This window comes from Winogradskyella forsetii (genome assembly GCF_013394595.1).
Lineage (GTDB): Bacteria > Bacteroidota > Bacteroidia > Flavobacteriales > Flavobacteriaceae > Winogradskyella > Winogradskyella forsetii.
This window is the reverse complement of the sequence record NZ_CP053348.1, coordinates 3,791,521-3,817,652: the sequence shown is the minus strand read 5'-3', so window position 1 is coordinate 3,817,652 and position 26,132 is coordinate 3,791,521. Positions and strand designations below refer to the sequence as shown.

General features: G+C 35.6%; 18 protein-coding genes and 1 tRNA gene. 10 read left to right on the top strand and 9 right to left on the bottom strand.

The window, feature by feature from the left end; translation table 11 throughout:
- Positions 1–84 precede the first annotated feature (84 nt).
- Complete coding sequence (locus HM987_RS16380) at positions 85–384, bottom strand: type II toxin-antitoxin system RelE/ParE family toxin (protein ID WP_179009097.1); 300 nt, start codon at positions 382–384, stop codon at positions 85–87.
- The gene (locus HM987_RS16375; protein ID WP_179009096.1) at positions 385–618 is read right to left on the bottom strand and encodes a type II toxin-antitoxin system ParD family antitoxin; all 234 of its coding nucleotides are present in this window, start codon (positions 616–618) and stop codon (positions 385–387) included.
- A 27-nt stretch (positions 619–645) separates the two neighbouring features.
- Here HM987_RS16375 and HM987_RS16370 point away from each other — a divergent pair, with 27 nt between their 5' ends.
- On the top strand, positions 646–876 hold the full coding sequence (locus HM987_RS16370) for a hypothetical protein (RefSeq protein ID WP_179009095.1): 231 nt from the start codon (positions 646–648) through the stop codon (positions 874–876).
- 76 nt (positions 877–952) lie between these two features.
- Here HM987_RS16370 and HM987_RS16365 read toward each other — a convergent pair whose 3' ends face one another.
- The 3 genes from HM987_RS16365 to HM987_RS16355 all read right to left on the bottom strand — a co-directional run bounded on the left by HM987_RS16365 (position 953) and on the right by HM987_RS16355 (position 7,773).
- Positions 953–4,822 (bottom strand): tail fiber domain-containing protein, encoded by a 3,870-nt coding sequence (locus tag HM987_RS16365; protein ID WP_179009094.1) that lies wholly within the window; start codon positions 4,820–4,822, stop codon positions 953–955.
- 216 nt (positions 4,823–5,038) lie between these two features.
- The gene (locus HM987_RS16360) at positions 5,039–5,728 is read right to left on the bottom strand and encodes a LytR/AlgR family response regulator transcription factor (RefSeq protein ID WP_179009093.1); all 690 of its coding nucleotides are present in this window, start codon (positions 5,726–5,728) and stop codon (positions 5,039–5,041) included.
- Between the two features lie 95 nt (positions 5,729–5,823).
- Positions 5,824–7,773, bottom strand: a complete 1,950-nt coding sequence (locus tag HM987_RS16355) for a tetratricopeptide repeat-containing sensor histidine kinase (RefSeq protein WP_179009092.1) — start codon at positions 7,771–7,773, stop codon at positions 5,824–5,826.
- Positions 7,774–8,061: 288 nt separating this feature from the next.
- Between HM987_RS16355 and HM987_RS16350 the strand changes: the two genes are divergently transcribed.
- Together HM987_RS16350 and HM987_RS16345 are read left to right on the top strand one after the other, a co-directional pair.
- Positions 8,062–9,351, top strand: coding sequence for a metallophosphoesterase (locus tag HM987_RS16350; protein WP_179009091.1), 1,290 nt, complete (start codon positions 8,062–8,064; stop codon positions 9,349–9,351).
- Between the two features lie 107 nt (positions 9,352–9,458).
- Positions 9,459–9,755, top strand: a complete 297-nt coding sequence (locus HM987_RS16345; RefSeq protein ID WP_179009090.1) for a thioredoxin family protein — start codon at positions 9,459–9,461, stop codon at positions 9,753–9,755.
- A gap of 211 nt (positions 9,756–9,966) precedes the next feature.
- On the opposite strand, the gene HM987_RS16340 is transcribed toward HM987_RS16345, so the two are convergent.
- Together HM987_RS16340 and HM987_RS16335 are read right to left on the bottom strand one after the other, a co-directional pair.
- Positions 9,967–10,659 carry a polysaccharide deacetylase family protein gene (locus HM987_RS16340; RefSeq protein ID WP_179009089.1) on the bottom strand — a complete coding sequence of 231 codons (693 nt, stop codon included), beginning with the start codon at positions 10,657–10,659 and terminating at the stop codon, positions 9,967–9,969.
- A gap of 6 nt (positions 10,660–10,665) precedes the next feature.
- Positions 10,666–14,064: a glycosyltransferase family 117 protein gene (locus HM987_RS16335; RefSeq protein ID WP_179009088.1), complete on the bottom strand. Its 3,399-nt coding sequence runs from the start codon at positions 14,062–14,064 to the stop codon at positions 10,666–10,668.
- Between the two features lie 152 nt (positions 14,065–14,216).
- Between HM987_RS16335 and HM987_RS16330 the strand changes: the two genes are divergently transcribed.
- Positions 14,217–14,289 (top strand) — tRNA-Gln (locus tag HM987_RS16330).
- A gap of 134 nt (positions 14,290–14,423) precedes the next feature.
- On the opposite strand, the gene HM987_RS16325 is transcribed toward HM987_RS16330, so the two are convergent.
- Positions 14,424–15,248 carry a universal stress protein gene (locus tag HM987_RS16325; RefSeq protein WP_179009087.1) on the bottom strand — a complete coding sequence of 275 codons (825 nt, stop codon included), beginning with the start codon at positions 15,246–15,248 and terminating at the stop codon, positions 14,424–14,426.
- A gap of 154 nt (positions 15,249–15,402) precedes the next feature.
- On the opposite strand from HM987_RS16325, the gene rimP reads away from it, so the two are divergent.
- The 4 genes from rimP (at position 15,403) to HM987_RS16305 (ending at position 20,687) form a co-directional block, all read left to right on the top strand.
- Positions 15,403–15,867: a ribosome assembly cofactor RimP gene (gene rimP, locus HM987_RS16320; RefSeq protein WP_179009086.1), complete on the top strand. Its 465-nt coding sequence runs from the start codon at positions 15,403–15,405 to the stop codon at positions 15,865–15,867.
- A gap of 12 nt (positions 15,868–15,879) precedes the next feature.
- Positions 15,880–17,112 carry a transcription termination factor NusA gene (gene nusA, locus HM987_RS16315; protein ID WP_178987332.1) on the top strand — a complete coding sequence of 411 codons (1,233 nt, stop codon included), beginning with the start codon at positions 15,880–15,882 and terminating at the stop codon, positions 17,110–17,112.
- Between the two features lie 131 nt (positions 17,113–17,243).
- The gene (gene infB / locus HM987_RS16310) at positions 17,244–20,012 is read left to right on the top strand and encodes a translation initiation factor IF-2 (RefSeq protein ID WP_179009085.1); all 2,769 of its coding nucleotides are present in this window, start codon (positions 17,244–17,246) and stop codon (positions 20,010–20,012) included.
- Between the two features lie 369 nt (positions 20,013–20,381).
- Positions 20,382–20,687 carry a hypothetical protein gene (locus tag HM987_RS16305; RefSeq protein ID WP_179009084.1) on the top strand — a complete coding sequence of 102 codons (306 nt, stop codon included), beginning with the start codon at positions 20,382–20,384 and terminating at the stop codon, positions 20,685–20,687.
- Between the two features lie 113 nt (positions 20,688–20,800).
- Here HM987_RS16305 and HM987_RS16300 read toward each other — a convergent pair whose 3' ends face one another.
- The gene (locus HM987_RS16300) at positions 20,801–21,184 is read right to left on the bottom strand and encodes an SPOR domain-containing protein (RefSeq protein WP_179009083.1); all 384 of its coding nucleotides are present in this window, start codon (positions 21,182–21,184) and stop codon (positions 20,801–20,803) included.
- A gap of 299 nt (positions 21,185–21,483) precedes the next feature.
- Between HM987_RS16300 and HM987_RS16295 the strand changes: the two genes are divergently transcribed.
- Both HM987_RS16295 and HM987_RS16290 read left to right on the top strand, forming a co-directional pair.
- On the top strand, positions 21,484–22,770 hold the full coding sequence (locus HM987_RS16295) for a c-type cytochrome (protein ID WP_179010114.1): 1,287 nt from the start codon (positions 21,484–21,486) through the stop codon (positions 22,768–22,770).
- 80 nt (positions 22,771–22,850) lie between these two features.
- The gene (locus HM987_RS16290; protein WP_179009082.1) at positions 22,851–26,123 is read left to right on the top strand and encodes a TAT-variant-translocated molybdopterin oxidoreductase; all 3,273 of its coding nucleotides are present in this window, start codon (positions 22,851–22,853) and stop codon (positions 26,121–26,123) included.
- The last annotated feature ends 9 nt before the right edge of the window (positions 26,124–26,132 follow it).

Genomic DNA, 26,132 nt, shown 5'->3' with positions numbered 1-26,132 from the left:
ATTTAAAGGATCAAATAATTGGCTCTATTCATTTAGTACCAATATTTCTTATTTATACAGCGATAATACAAGTGATAGTATTAATTAAAACTGATTCGGAATATCTTTGCGACCATGAAGGACTCTCACAATACGAATATGGGTTTTTAGAATTCTGTAAAAAACAACATGGTAATTTTCTGTAATGCTGTAAAGTCCCTTTTTAATCTCATTTCGTTCTCTGCCTATTTTTGGATTAAGGACTAAATTTTTGAAAAGGGCTTCCAATCCTATCAAGTATATAATAGCTTGATCAAAACCATGTTCTAGTTCGGTATAATCAAAAATGTCGTTTAAGTCATTATCTGCCTGAATGGATAATTTATAACCAGAAAGGTATGTCATTTACGATGCTTTTTTACGCTTTTTAGTTTCAATAATATCGCTTACCGAGCGATTGCTTGTAGGACCAGACCAACCCTTTTCAATTTCTGCTCTTAAATCTTCAATAATACGATGTCTATATACTTCATGCAATCGCAGTGCATCACGAACCAATTCACTGGCATTCTGAAAATCGCCAGATTTCAATTGTTCTGCGATATAGGCTTCTTGCTTTTTTGTTAAACTAATGTTCATTTCAAATTTTTTATAAATATATGAAATTTGTCCATATTTAGCAAATATGGACAAAATGAATTGGTCGTATCAGAGCGAGAGGCATTTGCACTAAACAATAGTGGTATTGGTAGAAGTCATAAATTTTTTGGCTTTAAGGCGTTTAGCAATGAGCGTTCGGTTTTAAAACAACATACATTCGGCGTTACGGAGTTATTGTTTCCACCTTATAGTTGTTTTAAGGAGCGGTTGGCTAGAATAACTATAAGATGGTTTTAATTAAAAGAAAAAAAGCCGCTCCCTACAGCGGCCTTTTCCTCAAAAACATAATTGTTTTACAAAACAATTATAATTATTATTTACTTGTAGTTTTGCTAGTGTTATCTCCGCTTGTCCCTTCCAAAGTTATAAGTCTAGCTTCTAATTGTTCTATTTTACGTAATTGTTGTTTTAATTTGTTGTTTTCTGATTCTAGTGTTTCAACTTGGTTATTTAATTCTTGAAGCGCTTTTACGACTACAGGAATGACTTTGTCATAATCTACAGACCAAAGTGTCTTACTTTCATCTTTAGGTCTTTGAACAGCTTCAGGAAATATTTTATATAACTCTTGGGCGATAAATCCTAGGGTTTGTTCTCCGTTTTCAGAAAGATTTAAGACACCATCTTCAATATTACCATTATGATGGAAATAAGTTTTAGGCACCATTTGTTTAATTAAATGCAGTCCATTTTGTAGCGGTTGCTGATTGCTTTTAACGCGAGAATCACTATAGATGGTCCATGCGTTTGCACGACCTCTTCCTGTTCCAATGGCCGTATTATTAGGAAGCGTTATGGCATAGGTAGGATCGTTAATATTTATGCCTAATTGTCCATTAATTTCTACGTCACCATCTCCTTTAATTTCTAAAATATTACCAGTTGTAGTATGGAAAAAGTTGAATGAACTATCGCTAAGCGTATTGTCTGCTCGTCCATAGAGTGTCCATTCATTAGTGGTTTCTGCACCATTTGCGAATTGAATTCTTGAACCATCATTGGCATTTGTTTCTGTGAATTGTATATGTGCTGGATTACTGCCACCACTATTGTTTAAAATAGTAATACGTCCATCTGCATTGTCTGTTTCACCTATACTTAGTCGTTGAGAAATATAACTCTTGCCTAAGTTGTAACTTGCCCAACCGTTAGTAACGCCTACACTATTATAAGTGCCATAATGTGTACCACCAGCAGATGCACTGATAAAGTTATAAGATCCATATTTATTTCCTGTTCCAGTAGAACCAGCACTATATTCGTTTCTCACGCCATAAAAGGTACCGTTAGAGGCGAGATCGAAATCTGTATAAATTCCAGAAAAACCATTAGAGCCTGGGGTACCATTTGTAAAACGGGTTCGAACACCAGCCATGAGGTCAGCAGAACTAGATGTAGTAAGAAATTCATTATAAACACCATACATATTTGAGGCGTTTGTAACTCGCATACCATTATAAACTCCATAGATATCTGCAGTGTTAGCATTGTCCATATTATTGAAAACGCCAAATTGGTTGGATCCCGATGCACCTCTAACCCAATTTCTCACTGCATATTGGCTGCCAGCGGTATTAGAGTTTAACTCATTAAAGATACCATATTTTTGCCCTGTTCCTGTTCCTGTAACATCAGCATATAAGCCATATCTGTTTCCGTTTCCTGTACCATTTACTTCTGCATAGTAACCATGATTTCTGCCAGTTCCGTTAGATGTTTTAGTTACATAAACACCTTCGGTTGAAGCAGCTGTATTATCATCTTTATCGACATAAACCGCACGTGTTTCTGTGGCCGTATTTTCAGTAACATGGACTTTATATATTGGGTTAGAGTTGCCAAAACCAATATCTCCAGAATCTTCTACAAAAAACACATCGGTTCCATTATCTTGTATAGCGAAATCACCAGTACTGTTAAGGTTAATGTCAAAGCTTCTTGCCCCTTGAGTAATTGTTGTGTTTTGAATTAATGTCCCTCCGAGTCTAATATCATCTGCATTTGTAGTTAATCCATTTGTACCTACCGCATTAATAGTAACGTTTCCTGAAAACCCACCACCTGTTAGACCAGTTCCTGCTATAACTCCATTTACATCTCCACCACTATCTAAGACGGAAAGGTTTACAGACTGTGCGGCTCCATTTTCTATACCAACGGTTAAAATATTTGTTGCTGTATTAAATCCTAAACTTTGAATATTCTGGTCATCTGTTCCAGTCCCATCTTGTAAGGAAGCTAAGTTTACTGAAGTTCCAGTTCCATTTTCAATACCTAAATTTAGTGTGGTACCAGCAAGTGTTGGTGTTGTAAGATTTTGGTCATCAGTACCTGTGCCATCTTGCAGGGAGGCAAGATTAACTGTTTGTAGAGGTTGTCCATCGTCTTCGAGTGAAAGCCTTAGTGTTGTTCCTAAAAGACTTAAGTTGTCTATGGTTTGGTTGTCAGTACCTGTTCCGTCTTGCAATGTGGCTAAGTTTACTGAAGTTCCAGTTCCATTTTCGATACCTAAATTTAAAGTTGTACCCGTTAATGTCGGTGCAGTAAGGTTTTGGTCATCAGTACCTGTGCCATCTTGCAGAGAGGCAAGATTAACTGTTTGTAGAGGTTGTCCATCGTCTTCGAGTGAAAGCCTTAGTGTTGTTCCTGAAAGACTTAAGTTGTCTATGGTTTGGTTGTCAGTACCTGTTCCGTCTTGCAATGTGACCAAGTTTACTGAAGTTCCAGTTCCATTTTCGATACCTAAATTTAAAGTTGTACCCGTTAATGTCGGTGCAGTAAGGTTTTGGTCATCAGTACCTATTCCATCTTGTAGAGAAGCAAGATTAACTGTTTGCAGAGGCTGCCCATCATCTTCAAGCGAAAGTCTTAGTATAGTTCCAGATAAACTAAGGTTATCAATAGTTTGGTTATCAGTTCCAGTACCATCTCCAATAATATCTTGAAATGTAACATTTCCTGCGCCATCTGTAGTCATTACTTGGTTTGTAGTTCCATCAGTCACAGGAAAAGAATATCCTGTACCAAATGGATCTAAAACTTGGAGTTCACCATTTATTCTTATGATATCATTATCAAACTCACCATAAATGAGTGGGTTTGCAGAATCAGAGTTTTCTATAAAAAGACGATTGCTCACATTTTGATTATAACCAGCTTGAAATCCTAAAAAAACATTACCAGTTCGATTAAAATTACTTGATGGGATGCTTCCACCTGCAGCATGACCAATATACGTATTATCACTAGAATTTGTATCGGGATAACCAGCTGCTACACCGAACGCTACATTTCTTGATCCACTAGTAAGTTGCCTAAATGTTAAACCTCCAACACCAATATTTTCACCACCAGTACTCAGTGCCATAGTATAACTACCTATAGCGATATTACTACCACCTGTAATATTATCGTTAAGTGCACTTCTACCTAAAGCAATGTTTCCTAAACCAGTTGTTGTATTTTCACCTGCATCTTCGCCAATAAAGACAGCATCATTGAATGAGGCTGAAAGATTATCACCAGCATTATTTCCTAATAAAACAGATTGTCTGTAGTAAAATTCTAATTGTCCTTTTTCTGTAAATTGATGGTTAGTGCTGCCATCGGTAACAATTCCGACTCTATTAATTCCACCAGAAATACCGGTGGTATTATCAGTTGCAAAAAACAGCGATGGTCCTGTAAAAGAAATATTATCTAACTGAATCTGCCCTAATCTACTTGTGTTTTGAGGGTCTAAATAATAACTGTTATTATCCCAGTCTATAAGCCTATTACTTAAGTAAAGATCATTATCAGTGGTGTTACTATCACCAATATATACGTCACCACTTTGACGTTTGATGTCAGCACTGACTTCAGTCCAGTCATTATCATCAGTAGATCCAGCTGCAATTTTAACCCAACTAGTAGCACCTTGATCCCAATAGTAAAACCCTTTACCATCAGCTCCTGTACCGGTATAAAAAATAAGCATACCATCACGTGTTGCGCCTGGAGTAGAAGGAAAAGCACTCATACGAGGAATTAAAATACCATCATCATTTGAAGGACTAGTAGTACTGCTCGCTGAAATGTCTAATTGTGCTTGCGGATTTGTATTACCAACTCCAACCTGTGCATTTAAAGCATAAAAAAATAGTAGGAATAATAAACTAAAGTATAGGTTTTTAACGTTCATAATAACGCGTTTTTGGGTCGTCCACATTAAAAACGACTAGAGGATTTTGCCTCTTTTGTTAAGCCGTTTTTAAAGGACGATTACTGATTAATAGCAGAATAAATCTAGTTTAAAATCAGAGTTTTAGAAGTATATTTTTAGTGAATGCGCTGTTTTATATAGTAAATGCAGATTAGCATTAGAAATGTGTTTTTGAGGGAGTGACGTTAGTCTTAGCTATATGCTTTTTAGCCTACTGATCACTAAACTTTTTTGGGAAGCACTTACAGGAATACGCTCACTGCTCAGGGATAGCGAATTTTTATCAACGCTAAGAATATGTTTTAAATTCACAATGTATGAACGATGAGATTTCACAAAGTCATGGCCTTGTAATTGTTCGGAAATGTGCTTAAGTGTGTGCGGTACCAAGTAGGTTTCAGTTTTAGTTATGACATAACAATAGTTATCGAAGGCTTTTAAATATTGTATAGAATTTTGATTTAAGCGATGTAGTCTGCCTTCGTGTTTTATGGTTAAAAAATGCTGCTTGGATGCATTATAACTGTGCCAGGCTAACTCAATGTTGGTGCGTAAACCTGTTTCAGTAAATGGCTTTACAATATAGCCTAACGGATTGGTGTGTTTTACACGTTCAATGGTATTAGGATCTGTTTGAGATGAAAGAAATAGATAAGGTAAGTTTTTTTTATCGAGTTCAGTTGCTAAATCCACGCCATCTTTATTACCAGACAATTGAATATCAATGAGAGTTAAATCTGGTTTTAGTAATTCAATATCCCTAAGTGCTGTAGTATAATCTTCTGCATCTCCTATGGCTAAAAAACCTTGTTTGCGCAAAGCCACTTCAATGGTAGAAACAATTAAAGGCTCGTCTTCAACGATAAAGATATTTAGGGATTTCAAACTTTTATATATTTAGAACTATAAACTAATTTAAGTCATTTGTTCTCTGTTTCTTTTTTTAGTGAAAGGGTCAATTTTTTTAGTGAATACTTTTTTTAGAGTAATTTATACTTTTTAATAATTAATGTGGCCTCTGTACCTTTGTTCAATTCTGAATTATAATTTAGTGAAGCCTTGAGCTTTTTAGATAATGCTTTCATTAAAGTAATACCAAAAGAGCTGCTTTTTATGTCGCCTTCAAACCCTTTTCCATTATCAGTGACCTTTAATATAAGGTTTTCGTTTTCCTTATAAAAGGAAATCGTTATTCTACTTTCTGAAGTCACCTCATCAAATGCATGTTTTAATGAATTTACGATGAGCTCATTTAAAATTAAACCAATGGGAGTAGTAGTTTCAATATCTAAGACTAAATTTTCTACGTTCAGTTGGTATGGTATTGGTTCTGTTTTAAACTGATGACTCTCAATAATATCTCGAACCAAATCAATGAAATAATCTTTGGTGTTAATTCCAATCAACTCATCTTTGTTATACAGTCTTTGATGAATCAATACCATGGAACGCACTCTGTTTTCTGCTTCTTTTATGGCAATTTTAGCTTCTTTGTCCTCAACACTTTCAGATTGTAAATACAGTAAACTAGATACAATTTGAAAACTATTTTTTACACGATGGTGTGTTTCTTTTAGTAACACGTTTTTTTCATCAACCGTTGCTTCTAACAAAGACTTTTGTTTAGCTAGTTTCATGCTTTGTTTTTTATTTCTGTAAGAGAAAAACCCTAAAACTAAAACTAAAAGTAAGCCAGAACTTGCTAGATAAGAATACAGTTTACTTTGCTTTTCTTTAGCTTCTAGTTCAATGGCATTGAGTTCTTGAGTTTTGTTAAATTCATATTGCATTTCTTGCTGCGTCTGTTTTTTAATGTTGTTTTCATTAAAAATAGAATCGTTTGTCTTGGTCAATAATTGATAATTGTCTAAGGCTTTATTATATTCACCAATGGCTTGGAATGCTTTATATAAGCAGTCACAAGCATCGGCAATTAACTCAAGGTTTCCTGCTGTTAAGGCTAGTACTTTCCCGTTTTTGCAGTTCTCAATAGCTAAATCATATTTCCCTGTTTCCATATATAGATTACCAAGATAATTTTTTGCAATAGTTAAATTTTCGGTCATACCATTTTCTTCATAATACTTATGGGCTTCATTTAAGTTTTTTAAGGCGTTATCATATCTTTTCAATTTTGAATAGGCATTTCCAATATTTAAGATGGAACTCATAATAAATCGCCTCGGAGCATTTCCTTTTTCCTTAAGTATTTTTCCTTCTTCAAAATGTTCTAGTGCTTTTTGAAAGTGCCCTTGACTTAATATCATGTCGCCTTTATTAGAGATAATAATTCCGGCATTTACATAAGATTGCAGACTTAATGATGCTTTGTAAGCATTATCATAATAGTGAGCGGCTTTGTCAAATTCTCCCACTTGGTTATAGTAATTGGCCAAAGCGTTATTTAGTACCAGGCTTTCGCCTTTAAATTTCCGTTGCTGTGTTTCGTCTAATTTTAAAGTATCAATTTTATCTAAAGCACGCTTTGAATTCAACATGGTTGCATGTGCCAATGGAATATTCCCTTTTTTTCTGTAAACACCACTTTTAGTCATTAAGTTTGACGCTCTTAAAAAAGGCATCGTCTCGTCGTTTACATAAGAAAGAGATTTGTCCAAGTAAACTTCAGCGGAATCCAATTGGCTATTATAGTAGAAAAAATTACCTAAGGAATAGTATGAATTGGCAAGTAGTTTGGCATTGTTGCGGGTTTGGGAAATATGGATAGCTTTATCTATTAAAACTCGTGAATCTTTAGAATACCGAAACTGACCAGCATTGCTTGTGAGCGTTCTTATTTTTTCATAATTATCATCATAGGTATCCACAATATTAATTAAGGAATCAATAATTTTTTGTTGATCGGAATTTGTTTGCGATTGTAATAGGAAATGAAAACATAACAAGAAAATGAGATAAAAGTGTTTCAAGTTCTTTTAAATTTAGAAGGTTAGTTCCTACAAGTTACGTATTTTCTTTTTTATGGTAAAAATCTTATTGAACATTGCCCGATTTTTCAAACAGTATCGCTATAAATTTTACTTCATTTCAATTCTAAAACGCACCAAATACACAGATTTTCAAGTAAGACTAACGAAAACGTCAATATTATTATCAAGTGAATTAACACTTCAATAAGATAGTTTGTAGTTTCGTTCTTTAAATTTGCAACTTCATTAACCATAGCTTTTTGCAATGGTATTAACAGAAATAGTTACATGCTGCGTTGGATTATCTTAATCATCCTCATTTTTACTCTAGATTTCTACGCCTTTCAGGTGGTAAGAACGTTGACTAAAAGTTATTGGATTTATCTTATCTATTGGTTGTTATCCATTTTGGTGGTAGTAAACTTTATGTATTACTATTATAATTTCATCAGAGGCGAAAGTTTTACTCATGGTCACGGTTATGCGGTGGCGTTTTTATTTACGCTATTTGTGCCGAAGGCATTTTTAGTGCTATTTATGTTTGGGGAAGATTTAGTAAGAATGGGGTCTTATTTGATTCAAAAATTTTCCAATGATACCGCACATTTTAGCGGCAGACGCCAGTTTGTTTCAAAATTGGCTCTTGGTGTGGCGGCCATTCCATTAGCTTCTTTTATTTATGGAATTACCAAAGGAAAATATAATTTTCAGGTGTTGAAACATACCTTGTATTTCGATGATCTACCTGCTGCTTTCGATGGTTATAAAATTACCCAAATAAGCGATATCCATTCCGGAAGTTTGGAAAGCAAAGAGGAGATTGCTTATGGTGTGGAACTGGTCAATAAGCAAGAAAGTGACCTCATATTATTTACGGGAGATATTGTAAATAGTAAAGCTGAGGAAATGATAGGCTGGCTTTCTGTGTTTGATAAATTTAAGGCCAAAGACGGCAAATTCTCCATATTAGGAAATCACGATTATGGTTATTATGCATATGGAGGCGATGTAGAGCTCAATAAAAGCAATCAAATTCAAATGGAAGAGGTACATAAACGTATTGGGTTTGATTTATTGCTGAACGACAGCCGACGCATTGAAAAAAATGGCGAATACATCAATATTCTAGGTGTCGAAAATTGGGGCGCATCACGTCATTTTCCAAAACGAGGGAGTCTTAGGGAAGCGACGAAAAACATCAACGATGGCGAATTCAACATTTTAATGAGTCACGATCCTTCACATTTTGATTATAGCGAAATGGAACTCAACAGGGAAGATATCAATAATCATGATATTGTGGTCGATGAACCTAACATCATCAATTTTGAAAAGCAGATTCAATTAACACTTGCTGGTCATACTCATGGTATGCAATTTGGAATCGAATTACCAGCATTGGGAATTAAATGGAGCCCCGTAAAATACCGTTACCCCAAATGGGCTGGTATGTACAAAAATGCCCATAAATATTTACATGTCAATAGAGGTTTTGGTTATTTGGCTTTTCCAGGACGTATAGGAATATGGCCAGAAATTACCGTAATTGAACTCAAAAGAGGCAAGAAAAGTGCTTAATTGTAAAGAATTGCTTATTTTTATAATATCAGTGCTTAATTTACAACAGCTTATTAAAAGTTTAAAGTGCTTATTATTTAGAATTCATTTGACTAAAACTATAACGTATGTCAAAATTTGGGGAATTAATTGATGTTGATATTCCGGTATTATTGGATTTCTACACCGAACAAGATGATCAATCAAAAGCCATGCATCCTGTACTAAGGGATGTTGCTGCCGCACTAGGCGATAAAGCCAAAGTTATTAAGATTGACGTGGATAAAAATAGAGAACTTGCAGAAGCTTTGCGTGTTAAAGCCTTACCGACCTTAATTATTTACAAAAGCGGCGAAATGAAATGGCGTCATAGTGGCGAACAGGACGCCAATGTTTTGATTGGTATTATTCAGGAGTATGTCTAACAAATTCCTGCGAAGGCAGGAATCTCGTCCTATGAAAAAATGTTTTGAATCTTTAATTGATCTCTCCTGTATTTAGTTTAACTTGTCAAAATATCAGCTCTTTATTTACTTTTGTATACCTGTCGTAGATACTCAATAAATTCAGCACTTCGCCCTAAGGGATATTTTGATTTAACCATGAATCATAAATAATCGAAAAAACTTCAAAACATCAACTCAAACTTTTGAACACAAACCCTCTTGCGCTATAATATTCCAAAACCTTAGGAAGAACATACATTAAGTTTCGAGATGCCTTCACGCTATCATGAAACACAATAATACTTCCTTCTTTAGCTACTGAAGTCACATTTTTTAGACAGGCTTCTTCACTTACCGATTGATCCCAATCATAAGATAGAACATCCCACATCACAATTTTATAATCTAACTCTTGAATTTGCTTACTTTGTTTGGATTTGAATTTGCCATAAGGTGGACGGAACAGTTTCAAATTCCAATCTTCAAATTCCAAATTATCAAATTGAGAGTCTTGAGTTTTGGAATTTAGTGTTTGAAATTTGGAATTTAAATGGCGTTGCGTTTTCTCAACATCTTTGATATAATCTGTCGTTGTATGCTTCCAACCTTTTAAATGGTTATAAGTATGATTTCCGATGGAATGCCCTTCATCTATAATATTCTGAAAAATCTCAGGATGTTTTTCAATGTTATTTCCAATACAAAAGAACGTCGCTTTTGCATCATAGTCTTTTAAGGTTTGAAGTACCCAATCTGTAATTTCAGGTGTTGGGCCATCATCAAAGGTTAAGTAAAGTGCTTTGTTCTTAGTATCGATATTCCAGATAAAATTTGGGAACAATGTTTTTACAAAGTCTGGCGTTTTAGCTGGAATAATTTTCATAAGATATTATTGCGCCGGAATAATATTATCAATAGTATCCGTAATCATATTTTGTATATCCGCATCCTCTGGGACTTCAGGTAACTCGCCTTCATTGTAGCGATTCATAAGCTTGTCAAATAAGCTTAAATAACTATTAAAGGTTTTGGTTTCCTGCAAGGCGAATTCTTTATCATTGTAAATCACTAAAATATCAATCAAAGCTCGGTAGCGTTGAATGTCTAAATAAATATCCTCACCAACCATCAGTTCCTGATTTTCTAAATCTAAACTACTATAATACAACAGGTTTTCTTGATATTTTTTAGCAACCTCCTTATAAAGTTGACGTCCTTTTTCTACATTTCCAATTTCGTAATAGGCGCTCACATAAGGTTCTAGCAAGGAATAAAAACCAAACTTATCCACAGGCATTTTTTCCATCGCAATATCTGCGATTTCTTCGGCTTTATCTAGTTTTTCTTCATTGATGAGTTGTTCTATCAAGCGCGCTAAATTGCCTCTATAGGTAATGCCGTTGCGTCGGGTTTCAATATCGTAATATAAATCTTCGCCGCTGCCGCCCCACTCCCAGTTCTTAACCATATCGTACATCAGGTCTGGATCTACACGTCCCATATCGTAAGGATTCGCTCTGTCAACTGGCGTTTTAATTGGCACAAGCTTATAACACATACCATCGAGTTGCAAATAGTCTTTCAGCCACACATAATCTTCAGCTCCAAAAGCACCTCCAGTAAAATAAATTGGGCGTTCCCAATTGTTATTGGCGATAATATCTAACATTAAAAGCCGGTTTTTATAGAGATAACTACCACCGATTTCAGTATATAGATTGTCCACGATTTTATCGGCATCCTTAGGTTTTACAATTCCTTTTTTCAGAACCATTTCCTTATTAACTGGAATACTAATATATCGGGTAGGAAAATAGTTTGAAGTCAATAAGTGCTTTGGATATTGATCGGGATCTTCGCCTTGTCTTTCAACCACATATTTGAATTTCGTATTTGGCTTATCACTTGAAACAAAATCCATAAAATCTTTGATTGGGATGGTATCTTTAGTGATTTCTCGTCTAATTATCACGTCTCTTGTGCCACCGCGATATTGGTTGTGGGTCAATTGCGACGGAATAGGATCACTATCATAAGCCTTTCGTTTCATTTGGTCAATGTACCAATCCGTTTGAAACAAACTGGTGTTGACCACACGCACGTCGGTTCGAACCCCTTCAATTTCCTGTAAATACCAAAGTGGGAACGTATCATTATCACCAATAGTAAATAAAATGGCATTTGGCGCACAAGATTCTAAATACTTCCGAGCCATGGCATTTGTAGTGTACTTTCCAGAACGATCATGATCGTCCCAATTATTTGCTGCTAAAACGCCAGGAACAATAATTATACAAGCCAATGTGATTGCAGGTGCTAAAAATTTTGTTTTTATACTGGATTTTAAAAGATCATAGATAGCATAAACGCCAAAACCAATCCAAATAGCAAAAACATAGAATGAACCGACCACAGAATAATCACGTTCCCTAGGTTCAAAAGGTCTAATATTGGTATAAAATTGAATCGCTAAACCTGTCAGTAAAAAGAATACTAAAAGTACCCAAAAACGTTTCAAATCTGAATACATTAAGAAAAAGAAACCAACTAACCCTAGTAATAACGGCAAGAAATAATAAGTGTTTCTCGATTTATTTTCTAAAACATCTGTAGGTAAATTATCCTGTGACAAGCCTAAATGGATTTTGTCAACAATAGGAATTCCAGAAATCCAATTACCGTTTTTGTGTGTGTATTTTCCTTGGATATCGTCTTGTCTTCCTGTGAAATTCCACATAAAATAACGCCAATACATGTAGCCAAATTGGTATTGGAACATGTACATAATATTGTCCACAAAAGATGGTTTCTCAATAATCAAATACTGCTGACCATAGGTTCTTAAAAACTGATTGTAATCTTCATAATCAATTTCGCCTCTGGCCACACGCATTTTAAAATCATTAACTAGCTGATCAAATTGTTGTTTTTCCCCAAAAGCATATTGACTAGCTTGATCTTCAGATAATCCAGCATTCATCGCTTCGTTATACGCACGGGTTTGTAAATTCGGGTCAACTTTAAAGTCAATTAAACCCGTAAACATCATATAGTTTTCCGCATGCTCCGAACTCCACATTCTTGGAAGAATGGAAGCATGTTCGTGGTTATAGTTTTGTCTGCTTTTTTCCCAATCGTTAATAATGACATATTTTCCAGCTTCCTCGTCACGCTCATAGTTCTTTTTATCATCAACAAATGGTTCATCCTTATCAGCACCAGAATAGACTTCCGTAAATTGTGGACCGTAAAATAAATGGGTTTCAGGATATTGCTCTAAGTTGTAATACGCTAAAAGTTCCCTTGCATCCGAAGGATCATTTTCATTGATGACCACTTGGGCATTCGCACGAATAGGCAACATCATCCAAGACGAAAATCCAATAAAAATAAACATCAGGCAAAGCACTAAAGTGTTCACATGTTTCATGCCTTTTTTTCGGGTGTAATTCAATCCGAAATAGAAAAGACCTATGACCATTAAACCTGTAATAATAGTACCGGAATTAAATGGTAAGCCAATGGAATTCACAAAAAACACTTCCAAATAACCAAAAAGTTTTAAGGTTGAAGGCAATAGTAATTTGAATATGAATAACAAAATTGCCGCCGAAGCAATATTCGCAATTATGAAGTTCTTAATCGTAATGGTTTTATAATTCTTGAAATAATAAAGAAGACCAATTGCAGGAATCGTCAATAAGCCCATAAAGTGAACACCAAAAGATAGACCGATAACAAAAGCAATTAAAATGAGCCAACGGTTACCTCGTGGCTTATTCATATCTTTTTCCCAACGCAAACCTAAATAAAACAAAATCGCCATGATCAAGGTTGCCATGGCATACACTTCGGTTTCCACAGCATTGAACCAAAAGCTATCCGTAAATGTGAATGCCAAACTACCTACTAAGGCACTTCCTAAAATGGCATAAGCTTTACTCGGACTGTCATCTTTGTGATATTTTACCAGTTTTACCAATAGTAAAGTAATGGTCCAAAACATAAAAAGAATGGTAAATGCACTTGCCACACCACTCATCATATTCATAATAGCACCAATTTGTGAAGGCTCAAGGGCGAACATGGAGAAAAACGCTCCAAACATTTGAAATAATGGGGCTCCAGGTGGATGTCCTACCTGTAATTTTGATGAGGTAAGGATATATTCTCCAGCATCCCAAAAGCTAACTGTTGGTTCAATGGTAAGACCATAAACCACAGCGGCTACGGCAAAAACAAACCATCCTAAGATGTTGTTCCACTTTTTAAAGTTAAAATCTGTCATGAAAAAGGTTGCTTATTAACGCAGGCGAATTTACTAATTATTACATAAACGTCTAAGGTTTTAAGTTAACGTTAAGTATTTTCAATTATTTTGCCGTTTTTTTTTGCCCAAATAAAACTTTGTATTAAATTTGCACCCTCAATTTGAGAGATTGGCCTATGGTGTAACTGGCAACACATTGGTTTTTGGTACCAAAGAGTCTAGGTTCGATCCCTAGTGGGCCAACTGAAAGAAAAAAATCCTAATCATTTCTGATTAGGATTTTTTATTTAATTCTTAAAATACAAATCTATCTTTCTAATACTTTAGAGTCAGCCTTGATTCTTAAAGCGAAGCGGTCTTGATTCTAGGTTCTGAAATTATATCTTAAAAGTAATCACTGGTCGCTTGGCATGATTTACCAAATCCTCACTAATGCTACCATTAAAGAAATGTGCAATACCCTGTCTGCCGTGTGTACTAATACCAATAAGGTCTGCGTCTAAGTCCTTAGACACGTTTAAAATCCCTTGTTCTACAGTTGTATCATTGTGGATGGTTATGGTATAATTCTTAAAAGTTTGTCCAGAAATAAAATCATCAATCCTGGATTTTGCTTCATAAGAGGTCATAAAGTTACTCGACGTGATTACCAATACTAGATGAATCTTTGAGCCAAAAGATTCTGCAAATTTAACGGCTTGTTCGTAAGTTTTCTTATTATCATTTTTAAAATCCGACGCAAAAACGAAATCAGTCACATCAAAACTATGATGTTCTTTTTTAATCACCAATACAGGCACTTCCGAAGTGCGGACTACTTTTTCCGCGTTAGAACCAACAAACATTTCCTTAAGTCCAGATGCGCCATGGGAGCCCATAATGATAAAGTCGATATCCAATTCTTTACAGGAATCCTTAATTTCATTGAATGTAACATCTGCTTTTACGGTTTCGTGAACAGTAACACCTTGTAAGTAATCCTCTGCCATTAGGTCTGCAAACCTTTTTTGAGCTAATTTCATGAAGAACAAGGTTTCTGGAATATCGCTTTGTGAGCTTCCTGGGTCGGCATGTTGTACCGGAATTTCCATCATATGTAATAAATATATCTCTGCATTGTGAGCTTTGGCAAGCATTGCAGCCACTTTTAAGGCATTTCCGGCTTGTTCTGAAAAATCGGTTGGAACTAGAATTCTATTCATTATTTATTGGTTTAATTTAGTGAACTAAATTTATGAAAATTATTCCACATTACATAACTTGGATAACTAAATTAAAATGTCGTATATTTGCACCGTTGTTTACTAAAAATAAATAAGCGAGAGGACGGGAAGTCCTCTCTTTTTATATTAAATAATGTTCAAGAAAATAGTAGAAGACTTATTACAATCCGCTTTAGAAGAAAGACAAGATCTGTTCTTAATAGATTTTACGGTGTCTGGCGATAATGCGATTAAAATTGTAATAGATGGCGACAATGGTGTTTTGGTAGAAGATTGTATGTTTATTAGCAGAGCTATTGAGCATAATATAGATAGAGACGAACACGATTTTTCCTTAGAAGTTTTATCTTCTGGTGCAGCAACGCCTTTAGTTTTGCCAAGACAGTACCACAAACATGTAGGTAGAAATTTGGAAGTCAAGACTTTGGGTGGTGAAAATTTGGAAGGGGAGTTGACGGAAGTCAATGACAAAGGTGTGGTTTTAAGCTGGAAGGCTAGAGAACCAAAACCAGTGGGAAAAGGAAAGGTTACAGTAACTAAAACGGCCACTGTGGCTTTTGATAATATTAAAGAAGCAAAAGTTAAAATAAAATTTTAATTCATATCAATTATGGAAAATGTAGCGTTAATTGAGTCATTTTCAGAATTTAAAGACGACAAATTAATAGATAGAGTTACGCTAATGGCAATTCTTGAAGATGTATTGCGAAATGCATTGAAGAAAAAATATGGCGATGACGATAATTTTGATATCATTATAAATCCAGATAAAGGCGATTTAGAAATCTGGAGAAACCGTATTGTTGTCGCAGATGGTGAGGTTGAAGAGCCTAACCAAGAAATTGAATTGTCTGAAGCCCAAAAAATAGAACCAGATTTTGAAGTTGGTGAAGACGTTGCAGAAGAAGTGAAATTAATTGATTTGGGAAGACGTTCAATTCTAGCATTGAGACAAAATTTGATTTCTAAAATTCACGAGCACGATAATACTAACATCTATAAGCACTTTAAAGAGCTTGAAGGTGAGATTTATACCGCCGAAGTTCATCACATTCGTCACAGAGCAATTATTTTGTTGGATGACGATGGAAATGAAATCATCCTTCCAAAGGATCGACAAATTCCTTCCGATTTTTTCAGAAAAGGTGAAAACGTAAGAGGAATTATTGAAAGTGTGGAATTGAAAGGAAGCAAACCGGCAATTATAATGTCTAGAACGTCTCCTGTTTTTCTTGAGAAATTGTTCGAACAAGAAATACCGGAAGTTTTCGATGGTTTGATTACCGTTAAAAAAGTCGTTCGTATTCCAGGCGAAAAGGCGAAAGTAGCAGTAGATTCTTATGATGATAGAATCGATCCTGTTGGTGCCTGTGTTGGTATGAAAGGATCTAGAATTCACGGTATTGTGCGTGAGTTAGGAAATGAAAACATTGACGTTATCAATTACACTAACAACATTCAACTTTTTGTAACAAGAGCATTAAGTCCGGCAAGAGTAACCTCTTTAAAGTTAGACGAAGAGAATATGCGTGCTGAGGTGTTGTTAAAACCAGAAGAAGTGTCCAAAGCCATCGGTAGAGGAGGTCACAACATTCGTTTGGCCGGACAATTAACAGGTTATGAGATTGATGTGTTTAGAGAAGGTGCAGAAGAAGATGTGGAATTAAAAGAATTCTCTGATGAAATTGAAGAATGGGTGATCTCTGAATTTAGCAAAGCTGGTCTAGATACGGCAAAGAGTATTTTGGAGCAAGATGTTAATGATTTAGTAAAACGTACAGATTTAGAAGAAGAAACGATTTTAGACGTTATCAGGATTCTAAAAGAAGAATTTGAAGATTAAATATCAGTTTAAATTTTAAAATGAATGTTACGTCATTTTAAAGTGCAATTGGTATCAACCTAATTTTAGTTAGAAATAAGTTTTGATTTAAAATTAGTATATAATATATTTAAGTATTTTACAGGCAATTTATGGCTCAAACAAGATTAAACAAAGTATTAAGGGAATTAAATATCTCAATAGATCGTGCTGTGGATTTTTTAGAATCCAAAGGTGTCGAGATTGAGAAAAGCCCTAATACAAAAATTTCGCAAGAGGTTTATGACACGCTTTCTGATGAATTTCAGACCGATGCATCTAAGCGTGAAAAAGCTCAAGAAGTTAGTGAAGCAAAACTTAAGGAAAAAGAGGAGCTTCGCGAACAGAGAGAACGCGAAATTGAAGAAAAGCAAAAACAAAAAGCCGAAAAGGAAGCTGTTGTTAAAGCAAAAGCAGAGCTAAGCGGGCCAAAGCAAGTTGGTAAAATTGACTTAGACAAAAAAGCTAAAACAGAAAAAGAAGAAGCGACTAAAACTTCTGAGGTTAAGGAGACTCCTAAAGCTGAAAAGGCTGAGAAGAAAGAAGAATCTAAACCAAAAGCCGAAGAGAAAGAGGTTTCTAAAAAAGCTGAAACAGAAAAGAAGGAAGAAGGCGATAAAGCAGAACCACCTAAGGTTGAAAAACCTAAAGCGGATGATGCTAAGACGATTGAGACCAGAAAAGAAAAGCTTGCTAAGGAAACTGAAGAAGGACAGCCTGCTGAAGAAACTCTAAAAACACAATACAAGAAACTTTCCGGGCCAAAAGTCGCAGGCGAGAAGATAGATCTTTCTCAATTCAAGAAACCTAAAAAGAAGAAAGACGAGAAGTCGAGTTCAGATAACACTAACAAGCGCAAAAGACGTAGAATTAGTAAAGGTGGAAATGATACAGCTGGAAAACCAAATTTTGATAAGAGACGTGGCGGTAAAGGACGTGGAGGAAATACAAGACCAAAAATGGTTAAGGAGGAGCCTACTGAAGAAGATGTAAAGAAACAAATTAGAGAAACTCTCGAAAAATTACAAGGCAAATCCAGTAAAGGAAAAGGCGCTAAATATAGAAGAGATAAAAGAGATCAGCACAGAGAACAATCTGAAATTGATCAAGAAATTGCAGCAGCAGAAAGTAAGACGCTTAAAGTTACGGAATTTGTAACGGTAAGTGAGGTTGCTACCATGATGGAAGTTGGGGTAACGCAAGTGATTTCTGCTTGTATGTCACTAGGAATGATGGTTACAATGAACCAGCGTTTGGACGCAGAAACATTGACTATCGTTGCTGAAGAATTTGGTTACGATGTAGAATTCATTAAAGCGGATATCGAAGAATCCATTGATGTTGCTGAGGACGATCCTAAGGATTTAGAACCAAGAGCGCCAATTGTAACCGTAATGGGTCACGTCGATCACGGTAAAACATCATTGCTGGATTACGTCCGTAAAGAGAATGTAATTGCAGGTGAATCTGGAGGGATAACTCAGCATATTGGTGCTTATGGTGTACAGTTGGAAAATGGACAAAAAATAGCGTTTTTAGATACCCCAGGACACGAAGCCTTTACAGCGATGCGTGCTCGTGGTGCTCAAGTGACGGATATTGCCATTATTGTTGTGGCAGCAGATGATGCTATAATGCCACAAACGAAAGAGGCGATTTCCCATGCTCAAGCAGCTGGAGTACCAATCGTTTTTGCAATCAATAAAATAGATAAGCCAGATGCAAATCCTGAAAAGGTAAAAGAGCAATTGGCACAGATGAATCTCTTGGTAGAAGATTGGGGAGGGAAAATTCAATCTCATGACATCTCTGCGAAAGTAGGAACAGGTGTTAAGGAATTACTCGAAAAAGTATTACTTGAAGCCGAATTGTTAGAACTTAAAGCGAATCCTAATAAAGCGGCAAGCGGAACAGTCGTGGAAGCTTACTTGGATAAAGGTAGAGGTTACGTATCCACTATTTTAGTACAAGCAGGGACTTTAAAAGTTGGTGATTATGTCTTAGCCGGAAAAAATAGTGGTAAAGTTAAGGCCATGCAAGATGAACGAGGACATGATGTTGGAGAAGCAGGACCTGCAACGCCTGTATCTATTCTTGGATTGGATGGTGCACCACAAGCAGGTGACAAATTTAATGTCTTTGCAGATGAGCGCGAAGCAAAACAAATAGCAACCAAGCGTACACAATTACAACGTGAGCAATCTGTTAGAACGCAACGTCATATCACACTAGACGAAATTGGACGTCGTATCGCACTTGGAGATTTCCAAGAGTTGAATATTATCCTTAAAGGTGATGTGGATGGTTCTGTGGAAGCCTTAACGGATTCTTTCCAGAAATTATCTACTGAAGAAATTCAAGTTAATATTATACACAAGGGCGTTGGTGCCATCACAGAAAGTGATGTATTGTTGGCAACAGCTTCAGATGCTATTATTGTCGGATTTAATGTGCGACCTGTTGGAAATGCAAGAATGATTGCGGACAAGGAAGAAATTGATATCAGAACCTACTCAATTATTTATGCAGCCATCAACGATCTTAAAGATGCCATGGAAGGTATGTTATCTCCGGAGGTTAAAGAAGAAGTTACTGGTACTGCTGAAATTAGAGAAATATTTAAAGTATCTAAAATTGGAAACATTGCGGGTTGTATGGTCATGAATGGAAAAATCTATAGGAATTCTAACATTAGGATTATTAGAGATGGTGTTGTTGTCCATACAGGTACACTTGAAGCTTTGAAGCGATTTAAGGATGATGTTAGAGAAGTGGCAAAAGGCTACGATTGTGGTATGCAGATCAAAAATTATAATGATATTGCCATAGGTGATGTTATAGAAGCATTCCAAGAAGTAGAGGTAAAGAAAAAGTTGAAATAATAACTTTAAATAATAGAAAAACGGCGACCATTGGTCGCCGTTTTTGTTAGATTCTTATCTTAGTGCTTATATCAAAGTTTACAATGAAATCTCTGTATTACAAATCGGCTAAAAAATTTGGTGAAGGTTTATAGGGCCGTCGTTCTTGTTTAATAATATTTTGGCAGAAGCAAAATTGAGCAACAGAACTGTAGTGGTCCCTAAATTTCAATTGGGTTCACAACACAATAATTGAAAACCTTTAGAGAGTTATTTAATTGACGACTATATTAATATCGATCAACTAAATGTCCATTACATCTTAGAAGTGGAGATCAATTAAATAAAAAATTAAATGAGAGTAAGGACGAATCCATTATCGTAAATAAATTGAAAGATTTTAATTACAATTCAGTTTTTTATTGCTCTAATGACCAGAATTACAGAATTGAAAATTCAAGATTCTTTTCCAATGCAAATTTTAAGGATTTGTTAAAGGATATTAAAGACAATTATTTGCTATTTGCAATAGAAATGTATGTCGTGGATCATTGTGATATTTCGGTCAGAACCTTTAACGATTCTTCACCATTTTATGATACCGAAAATAAACAGAACAAAAACTATTCTATTGGTAATTACAGTATGTATGGATCCAATACTAGTTTTGTAAAAAATTCCAAAGCAATTGGTTAAATGCAATTATGAGGATTACGATAAGGATAAAAGAAAATCTTTCGTAAAGAGCAGACCAATAGTTCCGCGATTACTGATGGCAATAAACAGAAAATTGAAGCAGCTCTAATCTATTAGTCTTTATCAGTTTTAGGCTGAAAAATAATAGCGTTCATGTATTTTTTCTTGATTTCTACGCCTGCGCGTTCAGCTTCCAATCTTGTGGCAAAATTACCCACCCAAACCTTGTAATTAGGCGTGTTCCATACAATTTCCACAGGCCATTCATCAAATGAATTTAAGAAATTAGATTTCTCTAGTTGTGCTTTATCAGGATCGACACTTTGGTACACTTGGATTCTATAAACCTTGGATGTTTTAATGTCCTTTTTAAACTCTAACAACTTATCAATATCACTATCTTGGCTAATATTAACTTCGCCTTGCTGCGCATGCAAAGAGACCGTTAAGAAAACACCTAATATTACTAAACAAAGGGATTTATTTTTTAATTTCATACTATTAATATTTACTGGCAAAGGTATAGTTTTCAATGAAACATGTGCAAACATTTTTTGCCCACATTAAAATTGTAATCAATTGACTTCAAGATGGCAATATAAAAGGAACGAATTTACATCACTAAAATTTCAAAAACCCTTTATTTAGAATTGGTATAAATTATATATTAACAGTTCTCTAAGATTTTCAAAATCGACTTTAAATGTTACTTTTGCCAGAGTTTTTATAAACATCTTTTTTCACATTTTTAATGAAAAAATCGTACCAAAGTTTAGAAGATAATCCAACTTATAATATGAAACAGGTGATTTACTGTGGTTTAACCTCAAAGATATATAGTCTTTGTATTGTACTTTTACTTACGTTTTCAACTTCTCTTATAGCCCAAGAAGGTGATCCTGCAAATGGAAAATCACTTTTTAATTCTAATTGTGCCGCTTGTCATAAACTAGATAAGCCAATGACAGGGCCTGCATTGCGTAATGTAGAATCAAGGTTGGCTGAAGAGCAAGGGCTTGATAGAACGTGGTTAAATAATTGGATTAGAAATAGCGCTTCGTTGATTAAGTCTGGAGATGCTTATGCTGTTAAGATTTACAATGAATACAACCAAACCGCAATGACGGCGTTCCCGCAGTTGAGTGATCAAGATATTTCTGATATTTTAGCTTATACAGCTGCACCTGCTCCAGAACCTGTCGTGGTTGAGAATACTGGTACTGGAGACACTGGTCCACAAGATGGAGTTTCAAATAATTTGATTCTTGGTGCATTGGCCTTATTGTTTGCCTTGTTAGCAATGGCTTTAGTGTTAGTTAGTAAAACACTAAATCGATTTGCAGATGCTAAAGGCATTGAAGTCCCTGCCGAAAATAAAAGAAAACCATTATGGAAGGCTTTTGTTCAGAACCAGTTTTTAGTATTGGTTACAGCTATTGTTTTTTTATTGGCGAGTGGTTACTTTGTATATGGTTACTTTATGCAAGTTGGTGTAGATCAAGGTTACGAACCTGTGCAGCCCATTCATTATTCACATAGAATTCACGCCGGTGATAATGCTATCGATTGTAAATATTGTCACTCTTCAGCAAGAGTGAGTAAGCATTCAGGTATTCCTTCATTAAATGTTTGTATGAATTGTCATAAATCAATTTCAGAAGTAGCACCAGAAACGTTAGCGGAAGGTGAAGAATATGGTGTAGATTACAATGCGGAAATTCAAAAATTATACGATGCAGTAGGCTGGGACGGCACAGGTTACACGGGAGATCAAAAACCTGTAAAATGGATCCGTATTCATAATTTACCTGATTTTGCTTATTTCAATCACTCACAGCACGTTTCTGTGGCTGGTATAGAATGTCAAACTTGTCATGGTCCTGTGCAGGAAATGGAAATTATGTACCAACATGCACCGTTAACTATGGGTTGGTGTATTAACTGTCACAGAGAGACAAATGTAAAGGTTCAAGACAACGAGTATTATACAAAAATTCACGAAGAACTATCCAAAAAGTATGGTGTTGATCAGTTAACTGCTGCACAAATGGGAGGTTTGGAATGTGGTAAGTGCCACTATTAAAAATTAAAGAATTACGATTGATGAATTACGATGCAAAAAAATAGTCGTAAATCTAAAATCTAAAATCATAAATAAACACTATGTCATCAAACAAGAAATACTGGAAAAGTGTTGAAGAGCTAAACGAAAATAGCTCTATTGTTGAGGCGCTACAACAAAATGAATTTGTGGAAACAATTCCTACAGATGAATTTTTAGGAGATAAAGAAACATTGGAATCTTCATCTACGACGCGTCGTGATTTCTTAAAATACGTTGGTTTCAGTACAGCGGCAGCATCGCTAGCGGCTTGTGAAGGACCAGTGATTAAGTCAATTCCTTATATAAATCAACCAACGGAAATTATTCCTGGTGTAGCCAATTATTATGCAACGACTATTGCAGATGGTTATGATTTTGCTAGTGTTTTAGTAAAAACGCGAGAAGGACGACCAATTAAAATTGAACATAATTCCGATTCCAAAACAAGTGGAATGGCGAATGCCAGAGTTAATGCTTCAGTTTTAGGACTGTATGATAACCTCAGAGTGAAATCACCAATGAAAGGGGATTCAAGAATCTCTTGGGAGACTTTTATGTCTGAAACAACTTCAAAATTAAATGGACTTAATGGTAAAGCTATTGTGTTATTAACTCAATCAATGCCGAGTCCATCTACCGATAAATTAATTGCGGAATTCAAATCGAAATTCGTAAATGTAAGTCATGTGGCTTATGATGCCGTTTCAGAATCTGCATCATTAGATGCTTACCAAGCCAAGTACGGAACAAGAGGCATGGCTAATTACGATTTCTCTAAAGCGAAAACCATTGTTTCTATTGGAGCTGATTTTCTAGGAGATTGGCAAGGTGGAAATTTTTCTGGAGGTTATGCTATAAATCGTATTCCTGAAAATGGTAAAATGTCTAGACATATTCAGTTTGAATCCAATATGTCATTGACTGGTGCAAATGCAGATAAGCGTGTGCCATTAACACCAAGTGAGCAAAAATTAGCTTTAGCTGAATTATATAGTGCTGTAACTGGAAATTCTTCAGGGGGAGCAAAACTTCCAGAAGGCATTGATGCAGCGATCAAATCAGCAGCTAAAGAATTAAGTTTAGCAGGAAGTAACGCTGTGGTGGTTACAGGTATTCAAGATGTGAACGCACAGACGACGGTTTTAGAAATCAATAGCTTTTTAAGAAGTAAGGCTTTTGATCCGAGTACTACCATAAAAACCAGACAAGGAAGCGATAAGGCTGTGATGCAGTTAGTGGCTGATATGAAAGCTGGAAACGTTGGTGCCATCATTATGAATGGTGTGAATCCAATGTACACGCTTCCAAATGCTTCGGACTTTAAAGAAGGTTTGGCTAAAACAGAATTATCAGTTGCGTTTTCGATGAAACAAGACGAAACGTCAACAGACTGTCAATATATTGCAGCAACGCCTCATAATTTAGAATCTTGGGGAGATTTCGAATTCAAATCGGGTCATTATTCAATGATGCAACCTACAATTCGTCCGTTGTTTGATACAAAACAGTTTCAAGAAGTATTGATGGCTTGGACTGGAGCAACAGGCACCTATAGAGATTATTTGAAATCAGTTTGGACACAAAGTGTATTAAATGGAGCTTCTTTTAACAAAGCTGTTCAAGATGGTGTTTTTGTAACAGGTTCGGCAGGAAATAGCTCAAATGGCTCATCGACAACCATTGAAACTTCTTCAACAGAATTAAACGATAAAAAAGATAGAACATTCGTAGGTGGCGTTATTCATGATGTTGCCGTAGGTGTTGGAATCAAAGACGAAGATAAAGACGAGTACACAACCACGACGACATCAACTACAGTTAATAATACGAGTGGTAATACAGATGTTGCTTCGGTATTAACAGGTGGTGCTGCAGCTAGAGCTTTGGCTAAAACAGCATCAGCAAACGGCATGGAATTATCACTTTATACCAAAACAGGTATGGGTGATGGTCAGCAAGCCAATAACCCATGGTTACAAGAATTTCCAGATCCTATAACAAGAACAACTTGGGATAACTACTTAACGATTTCTAAAGCAGATGCTGAAAGATTAAAGTTAGAAAACTGGCATGAAGCTAATGGTGGTTTGAATAGTAGCTACGTAAATGTTACTGTAAATGGAGTTACTGTTGAAAATGTACCTGTAATTATTCAGCCAGGACAAGCAAAAGGTTCTGCAGGTTTAGCATTTGGTTTTGGAAGAACGTCTAAAGCTTTAAAGGCCGAAATGAAAACGGGAGTTAACGCTTATCCGTTATACCAAAATTTCAATGCCATACAGAATGTATCTATTGAAAAAGTTGTTGGTGAGCATGAATTTGCTTGTGTACAGTTGCATAATACCTTAATGGGTCGTGGAGACATCATAAAAGAAACCAGCTTAGAGATATTCAATACCTATAAATATAACGACCATAAACATGGTTGGAATAAGACTCCTCAAGTATCCTTAAATCATATAGAAACGCCTGTAACATCTCCAGACGTGGATTTATGGGATGAGTTTGACCGTTCAGTTGGTCATCATTTCAACTTATCAATTGACTTAAATGCTTGTACCGGTTGTGGTGCATGTGTCATTGCATGTCACGCAGAAAATAATGTACCTGTTGTTGGTAAAACGGAGATGAGACGTAGTAGGGATATGCACTGGTTGCGTATTGATAGATATTATTCTTCAGAAGATACATTTGAAGGTGATGACGAAAAGAAAGAAAATATTTCTGGTTTAGGGAGCTCATTGAGTGAGTTTGGTGAGATGGAACATCCTGCTGATAATCCTCAAGTCGCATTTCAACCTGTAATGTGTCAGCATTGTAACCATGCACCTTGTGAAACAGTTTGTCCTGTTGCAGCAACGGCTCATGGTCGTCAAGGTCAAAACCACATGGCATATAACCGTTGTGTAGGTACAAGATATTGTGCCAACAATTGTCCTTATAAAGTGCGTCGTTTCAACTGGTTCTTGTACAATAAGAATGATGAGTTCGATTACTATATGAATGATGATTTAGGACGTATGGTATTAAACCCAGATGTTACTGTTCGTTCGCGTGGTGTGATGGAAAAATGTTCTATGTGTATTCAAAAAACACAAAAAACAATTTTAGATGCAAAACGTGATGGACGCTTGGTTAAAGACGGCGAATTCCAAACGGCTTGTTCCGCAGCTTGTGGAAACGGAGCCATGGTATTCGGTGACATCAATGACAAAGACAGTAAAATTGCAGAACTAAAAGAAGATGATCGTATGTATCACTTGTTAGAAAGCGTTGGAACAAAACCAAACGTGATTTATCAAACAAAAGTGAGAAACACATCAAAAGCATAAATAATAAAG